Source organism: Pedobacter sp. (assembly GCF_039594775.1).
In the GTDB taxonomy this organism is placed as follows: domain Bacteria; phylum Bacteroidota; class Bacteroidia; order Sphingobacteriales; family Sphingobacteriaceae; genus Pedobacter.
The window spans coordinates 194,656-217,665 of the sequence record NZ_JBCNMT010000003.1; the positions used below are offsets into that span (position 1 = coordinate 194,656).

A 23,010-nucleotide genomic window follows, 5' to 3' on the forward strand; every position below is an offset into this window, starting at 1 on the left:
TATGAACAAAAAGTTACCTGCGTTACTTCTTATTTCTGTTTTTGTTGTCGCTACCTGTGGATTGATCTATGAGCTCATCGCAGGTACATTGGCCAGTTACCTTTTGGGCGATTCTGTCACTCAATTTTCTACCATTATAGGTCTGTATCTTTTTTCAATGGGGATTGGTTCGTGGTTGTCCAAGTACTTTGATAAAAATATACTTTCATGGTTTATACAGATAGAGATACTCGTTGGTTTGGTGGGTGGTTTTAGTGCGAGTATTCTATTCCTCATTTTTGAGAGTATTGCCTCGTTCAGGATTGTGCTTTATGGTTTGGTGAGTTTAACGGGTATTCTTGTTGGTTTAGAAATTCCGTTGCTCATGCGGATTCTTCAAAATCGTTTTGAGTTTAAAGATTTGGTATCAAAAGTTTTTACTTTCGACTATATCGGTGCTCTACTTGCTTCTTTGATTTTTCCGCTGCTATTAATTCCTTATTTGGGATTGGTAAAAACCGCTTATTTGTTCGGTATTTTAAATGTAACCGTTGCTTTAATTGTATGTATGAGTTTCGGGAGAGAAATAAAGGCCGCAGGCTATCTTCGCAATGCGTCTATCATTAGCATCATTATTTTAATTACTGGCTTTGTTTATGCCGAGAAAATAACCAGTTTTTCGGAGAACATGGCTTATAGCGATACCATTATCTATTCTAAAAGTACATCCTATCAACGTATTGTTCTTACCAAAAAGAACAAAGTACTGCGTTTGTTTTTAAATGGGAATCTTCAATTCAGCTCTGATGATGAATATCGATACCACGAAGCTTTGGTTCATCCAGCATTACAAGCGCTTCCGCAAGCTAAAAATGTATTGGTTTTGGGTGGCGGCGATGGTTTAGCGGCGAGGGAAATCCTTAAATACAAACAGGTAGAAAGCATTACCCTAGTGGATTTAGATCATGGAATGACTTCCCTATTTCAATCTAACCCGATGTTGGTAAAGTTGAACCAACAATCTTTATTGTCTCCTAAAGTAAAGATAGTTAATACCGATGCTTTCAGTTGGGTTAAAAAACAGCAAAAGAAATTTGATTTTATAGTGGTTGATTTTCCAGATCCCTCTAATTATGCTGTTGGAAAGCTTTATACCAATTCTTTCTATAAAATCATGAAGGGGCTACTTGCACCCCAAGGTTTAATGGTGATCCAATCTACGTCTCCTTATATTGCTCCTAAATCATTTTGGGCGGTAAACAAAACGTTGGAAAGTGTTGAATTTAAAACGATACCCTATCATAATTACGTACCTTCTTTTGGCGAGTGGGGCTACATTATGGCCATGCATCCCGATCATAAATATAAAAAGCCGCAAAACTACCTGCCTAGTCTTAAGTTCATCTCCAAAGAAAGCTTTGATTTGATGCTCCATTTTCCAAAGGATATGGCTAAGGTAGAAACTGAAGTGAACAAGCTGAACAACCAAATTTTAGTGAAATATTTTGAAGATGAGTGGTCGTCAGTCTTATAAAGCAACAATGTCGGGCTATATCCATCGCCGCTCATTTTTGTTGAGATTAGGATTGGTTACTGGTGGAATTTTTCTGAACGGCTGCATCAAAAAAATCAAATCTAAAGTCTATGGTTTTTCAGGTAATTTAAAAGGTCCAAATGCTACCGCAGGACATATTTTGAGGGATAAAATCACTTTACCAAAGCCTACCAAAAGTAGAAATGTTAAAATATTGATTGTTGGTTCGGGAATGAGTGGGCTTTCGGCCGCAAGGTGGCTGCAGAAAAATGGTGAAACAGATTTTGAACTATTAGAGCTAGAAAATCACACTGGAGGTAACTCACATTACCATAAAAACCAAATTACCTCTTATCCACTTGGTGCACATTATACCACCATTGCCAATGCCGATGATGAATTGTTAATCGACTTTTTTAAAGAAGTTGAAGTAATTACCCATTTCGAAAACGGGCTGCCTTATTACAATGATTACCATCTTACTTTTGATCCAGAGGAACGCTTGCTTATTAATGGAGAATGGCAAGAAGGCCTGATTCCTGATTTTGGAGTTCCAAATAGCGATAAACAACAAATTAGAAAGTTCCTTAAAGAAGTAGAAGCACTAAAGCACACCAAAGGTGGCGACGGTAGGTATGCCTTTGATATTCCAATTCAAAAGAGTTCCAGCGATGAGGCTTTCACCCAATTGGATCAGATTTCCTTTAAAAAATACTTGGCCCAAAAAGGCTATGATTCGCCATATTTACTTTGGTACCTTAACTATGCCTGTAAAGATGATTATGGTCAAAAAATAGAAAAGATTTCGGCTTGGGCTGGTCTGCACTATTTTGCTAGCAGGAGAGGAAAAGCGGCTAATGCTGAAGATAACGCTGTACTAACTTGGTCCAAAGGAAATGGTTGGCTAGCAGAAAAGATGGCCGAGAAGTTGAAAGCAAACATCACCACCTCAACCGTATGTTACCAAATTAATGAAATGTCTAGTGGACAAATGCAGGCGTGGGTTTATCATACAGCAACCAAGGAAAGCACTTATATCATTGCTGATAAAATTATCTTAGCAACCCCTCAATATGTTAACCATAAACTATTAAAGAGTATTAAGCGGCCAGATTTTGATTATAAGAGACTCTCCTATTCTCCTTGGTTAATTGCCAATATCAGTGTCGATCAGTTGCCAAATGCAAAAGGAATGGATTTATGTTGGGACAATGTGGCCTACAATACGCCATCCGTTGGTTACGTAAACGCAACCCATCAGAATGTTGCTTTGAACAATGCCGAAAAGGTGTTGACCTATTATTTGCCCTTATGTGATTTTGAACCCACTATTTCTAGGTTAGCGGCCTATACCAGAACTTATGAGCAATGGCTAGATATCATTATGCCAGAGCTTAGGTATATTCATCCAGAAATAGACCAGGCAATTAAACAAATAGATTTATGGGTTTGGGGACATGGAATGATTGCTCCTACTCCAAATCTGATCTTTGGAGAAAATTTAAAGGCGGCTAGAAAACCAATAGATAACAGGATATTCTTTGCGCATACCGATCTTAGCGGTATCTCAATTTTTGAAGAGGCGTTTCATCAGGGTATTTGTGCAGCAAAAGAAGTGTTAGAGATATGATGAACTACAAACAGCCTTGGCTTCTTAATGCTTGGAAAGATGTGCTATTTATCTTATCCCCAGCCTTCTTTTGTTTGCTGTTGATTGCTTTATTTCCTGCCGAATTTCAGCAATCTAACCAAATGTCTGTAGCGCATTGGTTGATATTGGTCGTTTTTATAGATGTGGCCCATGTTTACAGTACACTTTATAGAACCTATTTCAATAGAAGCAACCTCATCAAAAATCAAACGTTATTAATTGCTATCCCCCTAATCTGCTACTTAATGGGTGTGGTCATTTACAATTTAGATGGTTTATGGTTTTGGCGCATCTTAGCCTATTTGGCTGTTTTTCATTTCATCAGGCAGCAATATGGTTTCATGAAACTCTATATCAGGCAAGATAATATTCGTAAATGGGATCGGTGGATAGATACCATTACCATTTATTGCACTACCTTATATCCTATTGCTTTTTGGCACTTAAAAGGTGATAGAAATTTCAACTGGTTTATAGAAGAAGACTTTTTCCAATTCCAAAATGAGATGTTGTTAACTGCCGTCAAAATTCTATATCTAATAGTGATTGCAATATACTTGCTTAAAGAAATCATCTCGGTTTCTAAGAAAAGGGCGATTAACCTTCCAAAGAATTTACTGATTATTGGAACGGGTTTATCTTGGTACTTTGGTATCGTTTATTTTAATGGCGATCTTACCTTTACTTTGTTAAACGTTGTTTCGCATGGTATCCCATACATGGCATTGGTTTGGTTCTTTGAGAAGAAGAAAAATGACGAGCAAAAATCACATACAAAGGTTTATAAGATGGCATTTGGCCGATATGGCATTTTTTTCTTTATCATGGCTATTATATTGTTTGCATATTTTGAAGAAGGTTTATGGGATAGTATGGTGTGGAATGAACATCAAACGGTATTTAAGCCTTTCTCCTTTTTACCTCAAGTAAATGATAAGTTTTTGCTTAGCTTAGTTATTCCACTTTTGGTGGTTCCACAAGCAACACATTATGTATTGGATGGCTTTATTTGGAAGAAAAAGTATCATTTCTGACCTTTCCGTCAATAAACTGAGTGGTTTTTGTTAACCTTTGCTATGGATACAATATCTTTGCGATATAATGAGTAATCCCAGTAAAAACTTCCTCAATTTCCTATCGGGAATTACCTTTGTAACGCTTTGGTCATCTGCTTCTTCTGCCACAAAAATTGGATTAACAGCCGTACAACCATTAGTGTTGTCCATTCCTCGCTTTATTTTGGCTTCGGCCTTAATGTTGGGCATTTCCCATTTGTTTATGCGGAAGCCCATTCCTAAAGACAAACAGATTTGGAAGCAGATGATTATTTACGGGTTCTTTAATGTGGGCTTGTATTTGGGTTTGTATGTAGTGGCCATGAAAGAGGTGTCTGCGGGATTAGGTTCGTTGTTTATTGCCATTAATCCGGTGCTGATTATGCTCATTAGTACCATTTGGTACCGACAGCCCATTAGGCCAGTTACCTTGTTGAGTTTCGCTTTATGCATGTCGGGAATGATTTTGGCCGCTTGGCCTCTTTTGCATGGTAGCCACGCTAGTATTTTGGGATTGGCTTTATTGCTACTTTGCAATATCTCCTATTCTATTGGTGCCATTTATTTTGCGAAGCAAGATTGGAAAGATACCCCTATTTTAACCATTAATGGGTGGCAAACTTTAGTGGGATGTATTTGTCTATTGCCTTTTGCGATATTTTATTACAAAGCTGATGCAAATGTTTTCAATACTGCTTTTATAGGTTCGGTAGTTTGGTTGGCCATTCCGGCTTCCATTATCGCTTCGTTGCTTTGGATGATGTTGTTGAAAGATAACCCCACAAAGGCTTCTGCTTGGTTGTTCCTTTGCCCGGTGGCGGGCTTTGCCATTGCTGCGATGTTGATGGGCGAACCGCTTACACTTTATACTTTGGCGGGAGTAGTACTAGTTATTGCAGGTTTGTATATGGTGCAGCGTATGAAAAGTGAACAAGCTAAATAAAGTGATTTTTTGAAAAGCAGGCTTCGGTAAGAAATAGCTTCAGCCAGTCCCGCTTTACTCTTTACTTTTTCCAATGTTTTATATTGGAATCGTGCTCGTTCCAATCGGGTTTAGTTGGCGAATGAAGTTTCCTTTTAATCGGCTAATAATATAGACTTACGAAGTTTTCAAAACTTCGTAAGTCTCAAGTTTTGTTAGGTGAACCTCTGGATTTTAGCCCCGAAAGTAATGGATAGCCCGCAAGCGAGTAGAGCGAGTGCGGACTAGAAATGAATGGCGGGACTATTGGGGATGATAAGCAATGTTTTTGCGCTTCAAATAATGGAGTTAAATAGTTTCTTAGAAGTTATATAGACTTGCGAAGTTGTCAAAATTTCGTAAGTCTTAGGCTAAAACCCCCGCGAAGTCTAATTGATTTTAAGCTTTTATAAGCTTGTTCAAGTGTGCAGAAACTTCCATTAAATTCAAGGGTTGGTTAGTCCAAGAAGGTAGCTTAAACTGCTCATGGAGATCAAGTGTCTCCATATTATCCAATGCCTGTTCAAGAGCGCTGGTAATCGATACAATTTCGATCTCATTTAACAATAAAGTCCCTCTTTTTTGCATAGAAGCCAAGGTAGCGGTAAGTACGTTTAACTGATAATTTAAAAGCTGTAGGCGATTGATTAACGGCCAGTTTAGCTTTTTATGGAAAGGTTCCTTTTGGGCCGCTTTGATGGCTTCGCTCAATGCCGACAAACGTTGATGACTTAATTTACGGGCCAAACGGTTTTGATGGATTGAAGTAAGTTCATTGGGTTTTAACGCCAAGGTTGATTGGAGATATAAATGGTTTGCTTTTAAAACCTCGGTGAGTAAAACACTTAACCTTGGAGCATTCCAAATGGGAAACAAAAAGGTAGCGGCTAAACATAGTCCAATGCCCAAAGCAGTGAATAATGCCCTATCAGATACCAATTGCCATAAATTGCCTTCGTAAACATTTAAACAAAGAATAACGGCCAACGTAATGCCAATAACGCTAATGCTATAGGCCACACGATTAAAGGCAAAGAAAACGAACAGTCCTATCACACTGATACCTAATTGCCATGGAGTGTTAACACTATTTATGACCAACCAACCTATCGACAATCCAATAACAGTTCCTCCAAAACGTTCTGCATTGCGTTTCATGGTTTGTCCGTAGCTTGGCCTACTTACAATCACCATGGTTAATAAAAGCCAATAGCTGTAATGTTCGTCAGAAAGCCAGGTAATGAGCAATAATGCAATTAAACACAGGGCCGATAAACGTAACGAAAATCGAAAAATGGGCGACTGTAACGAAAAATGTTGTTTAATGGCGTTAACCTGTATGGGTGCTGGTGTTAAAAAGTCCCGTACACGAACCTCTTCTTCGTTTGATGGTGTGGTAATATTTGGCTGATGAATGGCGGTAATTAAAGTACTGATTTCATCAATGTTGGTCAAAATTTGTTGTAATAAACTGGCTTTTTCGCTATCGAGCTCTTCCACTTTGTGACGCAGTTGCAACCGTAAACTTTCAAAGTTACTTAAGGCATCGCTGTTGGGATGGGTAAGCAATTTTGCTAAAACTTCAATGCTATGTTGGATAAGGGGCAAAACTCCTGTAGATACAAATTGATTACGCAGGTATGGATAATCATAATGCACCGCACTTACCTGTTCATAAAGGTCAATAAGGTTAGTCGATTTTTCTAAAAAGAACTTTCCTTTGGCGCTCACTTCACGCATCGCTCTTTCGTCACTCAATAACAGCTGTCTAATCAGTTCGTGCTGATTGGCTAGTTTTAAATGTAAGCGCATATTGCTTTGGTTGAACCCTGATAAACTAAACTCGGTGTCGTAGCCCTTTGCCCTTAGTTTCAATAAGGATGCCGTATCTCTTTCGGTTTGTTTAATGGCCCTGCGTAACGAACGGTATGGGAAAATCCAAATCTGGGAAAGGCTGATGAGCGAGTACCACAAACCACCTAGGAAGATATAGTTTCCGTAAAGTAATGGGTTTGCAGGTTTAAGCCCAATGGTAAAAGTGGCTAAAATAATACCCATTAAACCAATAGCATTCATGCGTTGGCCTACAATGCCTAACATGGTTAACATGAAGGTAATGAGCACAACCGTAAGTATCATTAAAGCTGGTACAGTGGCGCTCCAGGCGGTAACGGTAGCTACGAAAGTAAAAATGAGGTTAGTGATCCAAGCCGCCCTGATTTTATCACTACGGTTACCAGGTAAATCGGTCATGCAAATCATGAGTGCGCCTATACCTATTCCAATGGCAGTTGTGGGCCATCCCAAATAAAAGAAGTAAATAATTGGAAGAATTACGGCTAAAGTATTTCGCAGTGCATCAACACTGTGCTCACTTTTAAATAGCCGAATAACGGCGGAGAAATGCTTTCTTGATTTACTACTCATTTGCGGCTGCAAAGGTAGTGTATTTTGAGAGTAGTTAGGCCCCAGCAACTAAATTACTGAGGCCTAATTGCTTGTTTGCTTAGAAAGCTTGGTCGGCGGTAACATCGACCAGAGGAAGATGATTAAAAATTAAACTTCCCTTTGTATCTCAACAAGGCTTCAATGTAGTAATAGTCAGCGTAGTTGATGGGTACATCAATTTCTGAATTTCCAGGAAGGTGCCCGGTACTGTGTTCCAATACAAAACCATAGTTGTCGCCAATTTTACTAGTGTAAGCAGAAGTGCTTAGCGAATGCAGGATTTTATCGGCCGCTGCTTTATAACGTTTAGCATTTTTGCTGTATTTGGCTAATTCGTACAAAGCAGATGCGGTAATGGCTGCTGCCGAAGCGTCTCTTGGCGCATTAGGAATTTTAGGATCGTTATAATCCCAATAAGGAATACCGTCTGCCGGGGTGCTTTTGTTGTTTAAGATGTAGTGAGCAATAGCATCGGCTTGGGCTAAATATGTAGGTTTTTTGGTGTAGCGGTAAGACATGGTGTAGCCATATAAACCCCATGCTTGTCCCCTAGCCCACGATGATTCATTGGCATAGCCTTGTGCGGTTGTTTTCTTGATAACATTTCCGGTATTTACGTCGTAATCTACCACATGCCAAGAGCTGAAATCAGGGCGATAATGGTTTTTAATGGTGTTATCTGCATGGCTAATGGCAATTTTATAGAAGGAAGAGTCGCCAGTAAACTTGGTGGCTTCAAACAATAGTTCTAGATTCATCATGTTGTCGATGATTACAGGATATTTCCATTTATCACCATTGTGGTCCCATGACCTGATAACTCCCGTACTTGGAGTAAAACGAGTTGACAGTGATTTTGCGGCCTGAATAATGACTGATTTGTAAGCGGTGTCGCCCGTAAGGCGAAATCCATTACCAAAGGGACAAAAAATCATGAAACCTAAATCGTGGGTACCTTTGTTATATTGTTCCTTTTTGATGTCTTCTGTATATTTTTTTGCAAGTTCCAACCATTTTTTATCTTTCGAGAATTCGTAGTAATACCATAATTGTGCAGGAAAAAAGCCACTAGTCCAATCTCTAGATACCACCATTTTAAATTGACCTTTTTCTACTGTTCTAGGTGATACTTGATTGGGTTTGATCTTTCTAGCCGAGTCAACATTTTTCACTAAAACATCGGTTTGGATCTCTGCTGATTTTATCGTTTTCGCGACATCTATTTTTTGTGCCTGCGCACCTAATGCCGCTAATAATAGTGCGGTGGTAATTTTAAGTTTCATATGTGTATATACTTGTTTTGTCCTAGTTCTATGTTTATTTATTTGAGCTACAGCCAAATTAATGGGTGCCTGATGGGTAAATTTCTAATTACTTCGGCATTAGTTGGCTTTAAATCCAAGCTTTTCCAAGTGTTAAACCAGGTTTGCTTTCCAAAATAATTGGCACCAAATAAAAGAAATGGTTGTGCTACCGGCCAGTTTTCCCAATACATTACATCGGGCTTTAAAGTCCATTTTGATTTGTCGGCGATATATGGATAAAGATATTCTAATCCTTTTTTAATTGATTTACCATCGGCAGTTTCGTAGGTCCATAAATTGTCTTTTGGTGTCGACAGAATCTGGCATAATGCGGTCATGGCATCTAAGTTGAAAATAGCATATCCATAAGGTTTGGTCCTCTTCATCTCTAATGGGAAACTACCGTCATCGGCCATTTGGTTAGGTAAAAACACGTTTTTATACTGCTGTCTCAGAGAATCGAGCATGGGCTGGTCATTTACCAATTTGGCAAAAGATGCCACTTGCATAGCCCAACAAGTGCCGTGGTTGTTCTTCGCATTTTTCTCGGCAATACCATTTTTATTAGTGTTTAGCCATAGGATATAATCTGAAAACCACTTTTTAATGGTAGCTAAAGTTGCTTTGTCAAATGATTTTGATTTTTCCATTACGATTATCCCTTGAGCAACTTCCATGAAATGTATGGAATCGATAATGCCCCAACTTCTACCGGTAAATAAACCTTTAATGGCTTGTGCATAAGCTAAATTGGGATTCATTAAAGTCTCTTGGTTTACAAACCATGCTTTGAGGTGTACTATGGCTTGTTTAATGTATTTTTCATCGCCAGTAATTTGATATGCCGAAGCCAATGCCCCAATAATTTCGCTAAAACGAATCATTGCATGACGATGGGCCACAAAGTTTTCGGGGTTCGACATTCCGTCTCTGTTGATATAAGGCCCATCAGGATTTTTAGGGTCTGGCCAAAAATAATCGGCTTCTGAAAAGAAATCATGTTTGCCGCCAGCACTTTTAGGAGAGCTGCTTGCAGTAACAGTAATGGGTTGCTGGTGCATGGCCCAAGCTGCTTCCTTCAATACTTGTGCCTTTAAAACTGCTGTGGCCTGTACTTTATACGTGTTTTGTCCAAAAGCCGTAGTAATGGCTGCCACAGTAGATAATAGGAATAGTTTCAAGCTCTTCGTCATGATGGTTTTGTTATTCGATGTTTAGAAAAACGGTTTGCATATCTTTTGTGCCTACGGAAACAATGCTTTTCTTTTGATTGGTTTTAAGTCTAATGATCGCTCTTCCATTATAAAGTTGCACTTTAGACGACCCGGTAGAAGTTCCTTGGTCCTTAATCAGTTCTCCGTCACCTATTAAATTAAAGCTGACTTCATTAGCTGCATCCAAACAAAGTATTTTATTGGCATCGTAGGCTTTTACTTCTATGGTAGCTATACCATTAGCCTCGTTGATTTTATTTAAGGTAAGTTGTGTTGGCTTGCCCCATTTATCTGTCTGATATTCCTGCGTAATTTCATCGGTTACGGTTACTTTACCTTTTTTAGCTACTACTTTAAAATGATAGGTTCCTTTTTGCATTGGAATGGTCCAACGTAAGCCAGCGGCAGGGAAATCTTGGCTATTGCGTTTCTTTACGCCAAAGCTTTTTCCGTTCACGAAAAGTTCTGCTTCATCGCAATTAGAGTAAACTTTTACCATTTTTTCTTCACCTTCTGCTCCCCAACGTACAGGCCATGAGTGTCCGTAAATGTGTACCATTGGGGTATTGGTCCAGTAAGATTGGAAAATATAGAAGGATTCTTTTTTGGTGAAATCACGCTCAATTACTCCTTTTTGATTCACATAAGGCACTGGGTTTTCAGGACGAATAGGCGTACTAAAATCTTTGAAAGGCCAGTAGGCAGTTCCGGTAAGCCAAGGCATGGTCTCTTGTTCTTTCAAATGCCAGTCAATGAGGTTGGCAATGTAGCTTTCGCTCCAATCGCCGTCTTTACTTACTCTTGCTCCGCCACCGTATAGTGAGGCATCTCCTGCCCTTTCATCGGCACCTCCACCTTGTTTGATCTTCAAAAGCGCATTGTCTGGATTTTCAGAATGGCGTCTAGCATGGCTATCGCCGCCCCATTCTACGTGTAGGAAACGGTCTGATTTATCAAACTCGCTCTGAGAAACACTCTTATACTCGGTGTAGTTACCACGATACCACCCTGCCCAAATAGACGGAGAATATACATCGACAATATCCCTACAGAAATCACAACGCCTAATGGCCGTACTTCTCGATGGGTCTAATTGGTGCGACAAATTGTTAAGTTCTTTCATGTAAGTACGTATCTTCTCTTTGTCGAACTCATTGAAATCGCCAGGCCAATCGTTCTCGTTGCCCAAGCCCCAAATAATAATGGAAGGATGATTATAGTGCTGTTCAATCATATTGGTAAGCATACGCTTGCCTTGAGCTTGGTAAACCGCGCCTCCCAAACCACCACGGCACCAAGGAATTTCTTCCCAAACCAAAATGCCTAAGCTATCGCAAAGGTCAAGAATGATACGAGATTGTTGATAATGCCCTAAACGAATGAAGTTTACACCCATTTCTTTCATCATCTTCATTTCCGTTATCATCATTTCTTCGGTCATGGCCGCGGCTACCCCGGCATGGTCTTCATGACGGTGCGTACCGCGTAATAACAATCGTTTCCCATTAAGAGTAAATGGACCTTTTTTCACAAACTCGAAATGTCGGAATCCTATTTTTTGGCTCAATTGATAGGTTTGTCCATTGGCAGATAGGCTCAGTTTTACTTCATATTGTTGAGGCAATTCTGTTGACCATAACTTTGGCGATTTAACGCTAGTTTCTAGCAATAAAGAATCGCCTTGAAAGGTATTAATGCTTTTATCGATGCTTAAAACATTTTTCCCGCTTGGATCAACCACATTGATTTTTAAAGTCGCAGTTTTTAATTGATCTGGATTAAGCAGTCTCGCTTTGATAGATAGTTTGCCTAAACTTCCTTTAGCATCAACCGAAGCACTGGCAAAAATCTTATCTACAGCCAAAGGTGGGTTGTAAACTAAATTCAGGTAACGGTAAATCCCTCCGTAAACATTGAAATCGGATAAGCTGGAAGGCATCATTTCTAAATCTCTACTGTTATCGCTACGGATAATGACCGGAATTTTGCCCTTAAATTGGGTTTTATAAACAGGCAGCTTTTTAAAGGCAGCTACCGCATCTGTAATGTCGGCGGTCCATTCATCGTAACCACCCACATGTGTAGCTACTTTGGTGGTATAAATGTAAACATCGGTTTTTTGTCCTGCACCTTCAAAATGCAGTAGCGTTCTACCGTTGTTATATGGATTCTCGATTTCGAGGTTTGTACGGTACCAACCTGGTCCTTGATAATAATGAACATCAGGGTTGGTGGCATCGGTAGCATTAAAACAATGTGGTAAATTAATTTTTTGCCAAAATGGAAGTTCTTCTGGATTTCCTTTGCCTACCGGACGTACGGCTTCCCAAATACCTCCTAAATCTTGTTTTACAAATTCCCAACCTGTAATTAATCGTTTTGAATTTTGAGCTTGTAAACCTTGGCTTACTGCAATTAAGAATAGAAATAGCAGTTTAATTTTTTTGAACATACTTAAAGTTTTTATTTGGTTGAGTGTTGGATTTTCTCCAACATCTTTATCCCCGTAAGCTACAAAACCCTTTTTACTTAGCAAACAGTCTGCTGGGTACGTTGTCGTGTTATGATTAAATTGCCCAGCATGAGGTATCGTTTCGTTCATTTGTTTATGAGCTCGATTGTATTGTTTTCTTTTGATGTTTGTTGTTTTTAATTATTTGATTAATAGTTTGTTGTTGTTGTTTTTGTGATGTTTTTGTTAAAATATGTTGATTATTTTGAATAATTAATGATGCCTGCCTCTATCCGAAATATGTTGAAAAAATATCCTCGAAAAAACACGAAAACGTTTGCGTATTTATATTCCCTTTTTGATAGGCGATTAATTCACTTTTCTTACCTGTATGGCATTTAAAACTGGCTTTCCTTCGATGCTTTTAAATGATAGCTGAATACCTTTATCATCGGTAACCATATACTCAAATTTCCTTTCTACTTTTTGAGCAACTCCATATTTGGCCGCTAGGTTTAAAGCCTTGATTACCAATCTGCCGTTTAGATAAACATCAAAAATACGCTGAGGCGGAACCTCTTTACCTCCTGCGATCAAGCTATCCAAATTATAGGGCAAATTGGTTTGTATACCATTTCCCATCAGCTCTGCAAAATGTAAAGTGATTTCATATTTCCCTTTAGGTACGCTGAACTGATATCCTTCTATACCCACTTGCTGCGTTTGATAGATGGGGTCATTTTGGGTGCCGATGATGTTTTTGTCTGAACCATAAGCCATTCGTCCGCTGTTTTTGATTTTAAAAGCCTCTCCGCCAAGGTGTCCCCAAGTATTTGGTTCGTAAGCTTTACTTGGTAGCCAAATTTGCTGCTGATTATCTATAAATTGTCTTTGGGAACCCATCAGAATATTAAAAGAATGGCTTCCGTTTAAAAAGGCTTGTGGTTGTAGAACAAAATCAATAGTGCTTTGATCGGTATACAACTTTTCATTTTTATAGCCTTTGGCAATGATCATATTTTTGCCCAACTTAAGATCTACATCCCAACTGGCTACGGCTTCGGTAAATGCTTTTCTTTCATAAGTTTTCCCATTTACCATTAATATTGCACTATCTAAATTGCTAATGACGGTTAAGTTTTGTGTAGTTTTAGCACCAGATCTTAGTGTCCATGAGCCGTCGCCAATTTTAATATAAGGTTTTGGGCTAAAGTTGGCTTTATATAGGAAATAGGTGTTTTTTGGTTTTCGATCCAAGGTAAGTAATCCCTTGTTGTTAATGCCTGGCATGGTTTCGCTTCTCGTTTCAGAGCTAAAATCGGATAAATTCCATGCTGCAGCACCAGCAATGAAAGGTCGTTGCATGATGGCTTTGATATAGATCTGATGATAATCCATGCCATACTCCAAACTTTTGTCGAACCTCACGGGAAGTTCAGCATGTATTCTTGGGTCAACGTCTGCACCGTATTCGGTCACCATTAAAGGTTTTTCGGGCATTCCAGCATGTATCTTGTCTAAATTTGGACCAAAGTCTTCCGACTTTCCGCCATACCAACCTTGGTAAAGGTTCCATCCTACTACCATTGGAATTTTAGTTAAACCCGCATTGGTATAGCCGTTCACATCACCGTGGTTGCTCATTAGCGTATAGCGTGAAGGATCCAGTTTTCGGGTTAAATTTTCCAATTGCTGTGCAAGGTTTTCAATATTTTTTAGATATTTCTTTTTTCTCTCCGGATCATTTCCATAACGCATTTTGAGTAATACCTCGTTCATGTAGGCCCACATAATGATACTTGGATGATTGTAGCCTTGTTTGATCATTTCTACCTGCATGGCTTTGCAATTGTTGTAAAAGGCTTCACTTTCGGTAATTTCGTTCACTACTGGGATTTCAACCGAAGCCAAGATACCTAAACGGTCACAGGCATCAAGAATGGCTTGGTCTTGTGGGTAGTGTGCTACACGTAAGAAATTCCCTCCCATTTCTTTCAGCATTTCTACGTCTTTAACCTGTAGTGCTGTAGGTACAGCATTGCCCATTTTGGCAAAATCTTGGTGACGGCTGGCACCAATTAATTTCGTTGGTTTACCATTTAGGGAAAAGCCCTTTTCAGCATCGAAACTGAAATATCTTAATCCAACATTGGTTTTGATTTGATCCAATACTTTATTCGTAGCTGGATCTATCAGTTTGGTAATGGCTTGATATAGATACGGTCTTTCGGGCGACCATAAAATCGGATTCTTAATTTCTATTTTTGGAAGTTGAAAAGTATGAGTGGCGATTGTACTGCTTTCGCCAACTTTACGGGCAGTAGCATCGGTAATGGTAGTTACTATTTTTAGCTGCCTTCTCATAGTATAATCAACGATATTTCCTTTTACTTGAATGGCAGCATTTTGCTCGTTTACATTTTCTGCGTGGATATATATACCGTTAGTGCCGTATTGTTCTTCTGCAAAGTGTGTATCGTTAACAATTACCAAGGAAACGTTTCGGTATAAACCTCCAAAAAAAGTGAAGTCGCCCGATAAAGGGGCGATGGATTCATTATGGCTATTATCAACTTTTACGATGATTTCATCATTGTCATTAAATTTTAAGTCTTTTAAAGCAATGGTGAAACCAGTGTAGCCACCTATGTGGTTTCCTATTTTTTTGCCATTCAAATAAATCTCAGTTTCTTGGTTTGCTCCACCAAAATCAAGATATATTTTCTTTGTTTTCCAAGTGGGTTGAAGTTTTAATTTTTTCTTGTAATAACCTATTCCTCGATAATAGCCTGGCACATCATCCAAAACATCGAAAGCATTCCAAGTGTTCGGAATATTTACGGAAGTATATTTAAGCGAAGCATAACCTTGGGCTTTTGGGTCTTTGGCAAAGCTCCAGTTTTGGTTGATGTTAATTACCGTTCTTGGCGTTACATTTATTTTTTGTTGTGAAAAGACTTGAATAAAGCTAAATGAAAGAAGGAAAATGAGTTTTGTTTTCAAGAAAGTGCTTTTAACGAGTGATCAATTAGGAGAAATTAGATTTATGTTGGTGGTGATGATTTAATAAGGAGCATCCTAAACGGATGCTCCTCCAATCAACTAACCTACTTTTTTATGAAAAAATCATTATTCAATTTTGTCCTTGGCAGGAACATTACTTTCATAGCCTATGTAACCTTTGTTTTGGTTGATATGCCCAGTAGTGTTAAATCTTTGCGCTGAGGCAGGAATTGGCCACAATACATGGTATGGCGCAATGGTATACTTAACTCCTTGTAATGTTGGTACATTGTTTTTATAGAAATCATTTTTCTCCATGATGCGGTCATAAAAGAAATTGTTGTCTGAAAAAGTAGCCAGATTATAGGTTTTGCCATTGTATGCTGCTTTACCTGTAAGTGCGAAAATGAATGCAATACGGGTTAACTCTGTTTTACGAGACTCTTCCCAGAATAATTCTCTTGCACGTTCATCTAGAATAGTACCGATGGTAACTTTGCTGGCATCAGTTAACAACGTAGCATTTGCGCGTCTTCTCACTTCGTTAATGTCTTGCATAGCTAAAGCTAACTCACCTTTCCAGTAATAAACTTCTGCACGTAATAAATACGTCTCTGCCAAACGGAATACATACCAATCGGTATTGGTACCACGAGGTGGATTCCAATAAGGATCAACGGCTAAGGCATTGGTTGAGTTGATGAACACTTTGTAATGTGGCCATCCAAACCAGTGACGAATAGTATCTAATGCGCCATTTTGAAACCTCTGTGCTACGTTTGAAGAATTATAAGGTTGCAATGGTTGACCGTATAATGCCCTATCAGCTAAATTAGAAGAGGTTTTTAAGGCTGGATTGTTATAAACTAAATCCGTCATATCCATCCACATTCCTTTGGCATGTCTGTAGTCGGTATTATCAGTCCAAATGTATTGAGTACTATATGGGGTACCGCGGTACCTTCCAATGCCCCTACCATACATTCTAGTTAATGGGATTTCTGCGGTAGCAGCATCTACCATGGCAGTTGCGCCCGACGGTGTTTTTACGTTGGCAAAGTGCCATGCTGGCACGGTATTACGCATTAATTGCGAACCATTTGCGGTAGCACCTAAATCACGAAAAGCCTCTCTATCCAATACTAAAAATAATGCTTCTCTGTTGGCTGCAATGGCTTTGTTGTCCATTCTGTGCAAATCCCATACTACATTTTTGGACGCATCGCCAGCAGTGCTGCCAAATCTGTTCATCATTAAAGCATACTTACCGCCATTAATGACATTATTAGCGGAAGTTAAAGCATCATCAAATTTGCCTAAAGCAAGATTTACCTTGGTTAGTAAATGACTTACCGCACCTTTGGTCACTTCGCCTTTGGCTACATTATCATTTACCCAGGTTTGGGCAAATTCCAAATCCGTTTTCATTCTGGCCAAAATCACTTCTCTTTTAGTAGAGTAGAAATCGGTACGTGGCGCATCTAAATCTTTTAACAATACAGGAATATCTCCAAACTGATGTACCAACCTGTAATAGAAATAAGCCCTATAGAAATATGCAGTACCTAAAATGGCATTTTTTTCTGCTTCTGATGCATATTTGGGAACATCAATATTGGTGATTACCGTGTTGGCTTGTCTAATGCCACGATATAGATTGGTCCAATACCAACCAATTTTGTTATAATCATCACTGTTCAGGTTGGCATCAGGAGTAATACGGGTAACCAAATCTTGTGCTGGGGTACTCTTATCGGTAGTGCCTTCTACAGCCACATCTGAAAAAATAGATTCGGTTAGCATTGGAGCTGAGTCGCCAAAATATTCTCCTCTTACCACTAGCGATACTCCAGCTAAAGCTGATCGCATGGCTCCCGGGGTATTTAAACTGATAGGCTGATAGGTGGAAAGCATATCGGTATCCAAAAAGCTCTTTTTACATCCCATATCTGCTAAAAACAGTACCGATAGGCATGATATGGCGATTTTTTTATTTATATTTTTCATTTCAGTTAACATTATAAAGAAACATTTAAACCTAAGGTGTAATATCTTGGTGTAGGTCCGTTGTTCTCAGGATCCCAGAAATTCCAATCTTTACTCCATACATAAGCGTTGTTTACATTGGCATAAATTTTCGCATTTTTCACTTTCACCTTGCTTAGTAAGTTTTGTGGTAATGTATAAGCAAGGGCTACAGAATTTAATCTGATGAAAGAATTGTCTCTGTATACGTTAAAACTAGTGCCACTTGTTCCTGAATTTAATCGTGAGTAATCATTAATTGGATTTGAAGGGGTCCAGTAAGGTACTTGGTATGAATTCATACGAGCGAAGCCCACACTACCTGGTTGGTTTTTAGCTGTATTGAATTGTTTCAATTGCCCCCAGTTAGAAAGCAATTGGAAGGAAACGTCAAAGTTTTTGAAGATGTTAAACTCGTTTCTCATTGCGAAAATGAAGCGAGGAGTTGTAAAGCCTAAAAAGTCTTTGTCCGAATCGCCATATGCGTAGTTACCATCTCTATCTACTAGTTTGAAATCGCCTGGTCTGATGGCTTTATTGAACTTATTTGCTTCGGCAACCTCATTTTCTTGCCACACTCCTGCTACTCTATAATCCCAAACCACGTTAATATCTCTACCAATAAACCATCCATTTGCCAGGTCATCAGCTGGAAATGCTAATTTTACGATTTTGTTCCTGGAGAACGACATGGTGAAATTCGTATTCCACTTGAAATTGTCACTTGAAAAGTTCCTACTGTTCAAAGTGATGTCCATCCCCTTGTTTTTAATTTCTGCTAGGTTTGAATACACATATTCGTATCCTGTAAAATCAGGCACTTTTTGCTCTACCAAAAGGTTGCTGGTCTTTTTGGCATAGAATTCAACTGTTCCGCTTAATCTATCTTTTAAAATAGAGAAGTCTAAGCCAATATTAAAGGCTTTGGTTTCTTCCCATTTCAAATTGGAGTTAGGCATACGAAGACCATTGGCTAGCGTGGTAATGGATACGGCATTGCCATTGGCATCTATACCTACCGACTTTCCTGTTGTTAATACTGCCAGTGCGGCATAAGGTTCTACAGTATTATTACTTGGATTACGTAAATCTCTGTTGCCGTTAACGCCATATGATAAACGTAACTTACCGTAATTTAACCAATTGATATTTTTCATGAACGATTCTTCTGTAAAGGTCCAAGCCACGGCTGCAGCTGGGAAGGTGGCATCTTTGAAATTGACACCGAATACTGAATAGCCGTCTTTTCTCAAGGATAAAGTAAGGTAATAACGTTGCATTAAGCTGTAGTTTACCCTGGCCATTAAAGCATCTCCGGTGTACACCTTATCTTCTGCGTTTACGGTTGGTAAAACACCGGCAGCTAAGTTGTGATACCCTAAAATATCACTAGGAATAAAACCAGAGTTACCGGCCTGTGTCCACCAAGTTTGATATTTTTCAGCGTTTGCTAGCAAGGTTACATCTACATTGTGGATTTTTCCAAAAGTCCTGTTCCACTTCAGTAAGTTATCCACTTGCCAATTGTATCTTGTTTCATGTGCACGGGTAACTTGGCCTCCTGGTGTAATTACATTTGGGTTTTGCGATGATAAATGGTTGAATGTGCGGTACATGTCAATGCCAGGGCTAAAGTTCAGTTGATAAGTAATACCAAACGGAAGGGTTACTTTACCATACAAGCTTCCAAATAAAGTATTTTGTTTATTCAATCTGCCATTGTAGGTCATATCCAAAAATGGATTTCTGGCATTTAAACCAACGTCATCTGTTGGAATCCTACGCAAACTGCCGTCTGCATTATATTTATCGCCATAGGGCGAAAGGTTAATCAATTGCCCCCAGTCGGCTTCTATTGCACCTTCATCCCTGTCTGCATATTGAATGTTAGCGCCAACTGTGATGAACTTGGCAATTTGGCTTTCTAAATTCAATCTAAACCTTACGGTGCTAAACTCGCCACCTTCAATTAAGTTTTGGTTTTTTTGGTAACCTAGCGACATGTAGTATCTAATATCCTCTTTACTGCCACTTACACTTAAGGTATGGTCTTGACGAAAACCTGTTCTAAAGATGTCATCGTACCAGTTGGTGGTTTTTCCGGCCAAATAATTTGCTTTTTCGTTAGCCGTTAAGCCCAATCTGTTTAACCATAAATCAACAGGGTCACCCGTTTGGCCATTTAACCACTGGGTCATGGTAACTCCGGCTGGTAAGTTTCTTGGGTCGTTATATAGGTAGCTTGGGGTGGAAGCACCGCTTCTCATTACATCGGCACGCCAGTCTAGAAATCCAGGTCCATCATATGGTCGCATGTTTTGCGCCAATTGTGCTAAGCCAACATTGGTATTAAAAGTAATGGTAGGTTTAGCGCCTGTTCCCTTCTTTGTGGTAATGGCCACTACTCCTGTCGCAGCTTTTGCGCCATAAACAGCAAGAGAACTGGCATCTTTTAATACATCGACACTTTCAATATCATTAGGATTGATATCTGCTATTTGTCCATTGAAAATAACCCCATCTAATACTATTAAGGGTTCGTTTCCAGCAGTAAGAGTCGATTTTCCACGAACCAGTAATGCACCGCCTCCTTTAGCGCTGGTATTTAAGCTTACGCTCATACCCGCTACGTTACCTTTTAGTATGTCGGCAACACTTTGAGGGTTTTCGTTCTCTAATCGCGTTGCGTTTACGCTGGAAATGGCACCAGTAACATCTTTTCTGCTCGCAGTACCGTAACCAATTACCACTACTTCGGAAAGCCCCTTGGCATCATCTTCCTCTAAGGTGACAGCAACACTGATTTTTCCATTTAACGGTACTTCTTTTGTCTTGTAACCAATGCTTGTAAATATTAAAATAGCATTAGTACTATTGGTTCTTATGGCGAATTTTCCTGAACCATCGGTTACTACTGATAATTGTGTGTTTTTTACCTTAACACCAACACCTGGCATAGGTACACCTGACGCATCTGTAACGGTACCAGTAATCTCCGTTTGCGCACTGTTTTTTAATATTCTTAATGATTTTTCAGATTCAGCTTTATGAATACTAGCTGAGGCTTTAAGTTGCAGAAAGAAACACCAAAGAAGTACCATGGCTACGTTCTGCAAAATCCTTTTTGATAGAATTTTACTCATACAGTTAAAAATTTGGTTTAGTGGGTTAGCGTCAAAATATGTTTTGACGAGTGTAAATATAGAAGTGTTATCAGGATATTTGCAATAGTTTATTATTTATAAATATCTGATAATTAGATTATTATATCTATTTTGATACGCTTAAATCACAACTATAAAATGAAGTAAGTAACTGATTAGTTGCAGTATGAAAAGTATGCTAAATTTTAAAATGATACGTTTAAAACGCAATGAAAAATAATGATAAAAAAATACGAAAACGTTTGCGCCCGCTAGATTAGAAACCGCTTTTAGGCATTTTTGTCAAGCACTAACTTAGCCCAACCAGACTTCCCGACGCCACGAATATCTTTTTTTCGCTCTTCCATTACTTTTTTAACCTTGGAAGCATAGGCCCAGCAGGTACTTTGCCTAATCCCAAGCTTTTCGGAAAGCTTGTGTGAGGAGATACTTCCTTTGGAACTATACATGAGGTATACCAAATAGAACGCTTTATTTATTGGAATACGGTTATTCTCAAAAATAGTGTGGTGTAACACTGATTCTTCATATGCACATTTGGTACAACGCCTATTATAAGGTACTTTACCATTACAATAATTGGTATGGTTACATTTTAAGCAGGTATATCCGCCATTCCATTTTAATTCCGATAGAAATTTATAACAAGCTTCCTTATCGGGATATTTTAAACTGAATTCATCAAAATCCAGCTCTGTTGCATTTACACGAGCATCTGTAACCTTTTCAATGCTGGTTTTAAGGTTAATATTATCTTTTTCCAACAGTACGTTCATCCTGGAAATTTCTTCGGCCTGCTGTAAGAGCAAATCATTTTTCAGCAGTAGCTCTGAGTTTTGCTTCTCAATGGTTTCATTTTGCTTTTGTAGGGCAACGGCTTGCTGTTTTACCTCAATGGTACGTTTTTCAACCTTAGCTTCAAGCTCTCTGTTCAAATTATCCTTCATTTCAGCATTTAGCTGCATTTGTTTGATGATCTGTTTCTGTGCGTTTTCTTTCTTTTTTTTCAGTATACGCACTTGGTCACCAATGGCAAAGGATAGAAATACCATCTCAAATAGGAAGCCAAAACTTAGACTATAGAAACCCAAGACACCGGGAATATGCCTAGCATAACCTAAAATATGGACTACCTTAATGATAAAGCCTAGGAACAGAAAAGAATAGCCCACCACAAAAAAACGGGCTGGTCTGTATTTCTTCTTCCATAAAATGTAGATACCTGTTATAAAACCAATGGAAAGTGGTATAAACTCAATAAATTTATATTTAAACCAGTCGGGGTTATAGAGCAGGCAAACGAGAAAAAACAACAAACGGAGCACAAGCACCACGTTGATCACCTTCGAAAAAACAGGTGCTTTTTGTTTAACGTGGAGTAGCTCTTTGGTAAAAATAAGTGCAAAGGAACTGATGCAAAGTAGTGCTATCCCGTAAGCATATTCATTCCAAACGGGATGCTGTGGCCAAAAATATTGAAAAGCAATCCCATCAATGGATACTTCATACAAACCAACACTTAAAATATATAAAATGTAATATAGGTATTGTTTTCTGCGGACGGCCAGATACATCAACAGGTTGTGAAAACTGAAGATGAAAATCATTCCATAGAACAAACCATAAGTAAGGTATTCAGTTAGACCGTATTGTATAAACCGCTCAATGGTTCTGAATACGATAATTACATTTACCCTATCTTTTGATTTGATTTTGAAATAGTAGTAGTACTCTCCTTTTTTAAGGTTTTTGATTAGGAATTCGAAATTCTTATGTCGATATAAACGTTCTTTAAACGTCAAGTCGGCACCAGAACGGGCATGAATATATTTACCGCTTTCATCTGGAAAATAAACATCGATATGATCGGTTACCTGATCAAAAAACTCAATGACACTTGATTTTTCGAAATCCTCTTTAAACTTAACTTTTACTCTGTACCAATAGGTAGAACTACGGTTATAATTTTTCGGATAGTAATCTATATTTGGAGCAAATTTATTGTGGTAAGCCGAACTTGAAATAGTATCGAAACTTAGTTCGCCACTAGGATCTTCCAAGGCTACAATTTCTTTCGATTTAAAAATGTATTCGGCAGTATTATTATTGATGACTACTGTTTGTTGTGCAATAGCATCGAAAGAAATAAGGAAGAGTAAAAATAAAAATGCCCGTAATCGAATTTTAAACATTACAATGAAGTGCCAACATTCAGTTAGT

Annotated in this window: 12 protein-coding genes; 4 read left to right on the forward strand and 8 right to left on the reverse strand. The window is 38.7% G+C overall.

Annotated elements, in window-relative coordinates:
* The first annotated feature begins 1 nt into the window (after position 1).
* The 4 genes from ABDV71_RS10380 (at position 2) to ABDV71_RS10395 (ending at position 5,162) form a co-directional block, all read left to right on the forward strand.
* Positions 2-1,513: a polyamine aminopropyltransferase gene (locus tag ABDV71_RS10380; RefSeq protein ID WP_343532381.1), complete on the forward strand. Its 1,512-nt coding sequence runs from the start codon at positions 2-4 to the stop codon at positions 1,511-1,513.
* Positions 1,491-3,143 carry an FAD-dependent oxidoreductase gene (locus ABDV71_RS10385; RefSeq protein ID WP_343532382.1) on the forward strand — a complete coding sequence of 551 codons (1,653 nt, stop codon included), beginning with the start codon at positions 1,491-1,493 and terminating at the stop codon, positions 3,141-3,143. Before ABDV71_RS10380 ends, ABDV71_RS10385 begins: the two co-directional genes overlap by 23 nt.
* Positions 3,140-4,198 carry a hypothetical protein gene (locus tag ABDV71_RS10390; RefSeq protein WP_343532383.1) on the forward strand — a complete coding sequence of 353 codons (1,059 nt, stop codon included), beginning with the start codon at positions 3,140-3,142 and terminating at the stop codon, positions 4,196-4,198. Before ABDV71_RS10385 ends, ABDV71_RS10390 begins: the two co-directional genes overlap by 4 nt.
* Before the next feature lie 67 nt (positions 4,199-4,265).
* The gene (locus ABDV71_RS10395) at positions 4,266-5,162 is read left to right on the forward strand and encodes an EamA family transporter (RefSeq protein WP_343532384.1); all 897 of its coding nucleotides are present in this window, start codon (positions 4,266-4,268) and stop codon (positions 5,160-5,162) included.
* A gap of 417 nt (positions 5,163-5,579) precedes the next feature.
* Here the strand turns inward: ABDV71_RS10395 and ABDV71_RS10400 are convergent, their stop codons facing one another.
* The 8 genes from ABDV71_RS10400 to ABDV71_RS10435 form a co-directional block, all read right to left on the reverse strand.
* Positions 5,580-7,607 carry an FUSC family membrane protein gene (locus ABDV71_RS10400; RefSeq protein ID WP_343532385.1) on the reverse strand — a complete coding sequence of 676 codons (2,028 nt, stop codon included), beginning with the start codon at positions 7,605-7,607 and terminating at the stop codon, positions 5,580-5,582.
* 122 nt (positions 7,608-7,729) lie between these two features.
* Positions 7,730-8,911, reverse strand: a complete 1,182-nt coding sequence (locus ABDV71_RS10405) for a glycoside hydrolase family 88 protein (RefSeq protein WP_343532386.1) — start codon at positions 8,909-8,911, stop codon at positions 7,730-7,732.
* A 47-nt stretch (positions 8,912-8,958) separates the two neighbouring features.
* On the reverse strand, positions 8,959-10,125 hold the full coding sequence (locus ABDV71_RS10410) for an alginate lyase family protein (RefSeq protein ID WP_343532387.1): 1,167 nt from the start codon (positions 10,123-10,125) through the stop codon (positions 8,959-8,961).
* A 10-nt stretch (positions 10,126-10,135) separates the two neighbouring features.
* Positions 10,136-12,598, reverse strand: a complete 2,463-nt coding sequence (locus ABDV71_RS10415; RefSeq protein ID WP_343532700.1) for a glycoside hydrolase family 2 TIM barrel-domain containing protein — start codon at positions 12,596-12,598, stop codon at positions 10,136-10,138.
* 369 nt (positions 12,599-12,967) lie between these two features.
* Positions 12,968-15,601, reverse strand: a complete 2,634-nt coding sequence (locus tag ABDV71_RS10420) for a glycoside hydrolase family 2 TIM barrel-domain containing protein (RefSeq protein ID WP_343532388.1) — start codon at positions 15,599-15,601, stop codon at positions 12,968-12,970.
* Positions 15,602-15,727: 126 nt separating this feature from the next.
* On the reverse strand, positions 15,728-17,608 hold the full coding sequence (locus tag ABDV71_RS10425) for a RagB/SusD family nutrient uptake outer membrane protein (RefSeq protein WP_343532389.1): 1,881 nt from the start codon (positions 17,606-17,608) through the stop codon (positions 15,728-15,730).
* An 11-nt stretch (positions 17,609-17,619) separates the two neighbouring features.
* Entirely contained in the window at positions 17,620-20,769 is a 3,150-nt protein-coding gene (locus ABDV71_RS10430) for a SusC/RagA family TonB-linked outer membrane protein (protein ID WP_343532390.1), read from the reverse strand.
* 290 nt (positions 20,770-21,059) lie between these two features.
* Positions 21,060-22,982 (reverse strand): 7TM diverse intracellular signaling domain-containing protein, encoded by a 1,923-nt coding sequence (locus ABDV71_RS10435; protein ID WP_343532391.1) that lies wholly within the window; start codon positions 22,980-22,982, stop codon positions 21,060-21,062.
* Positions 22,983-23,010: the final 28 nt, after the last annotated feature.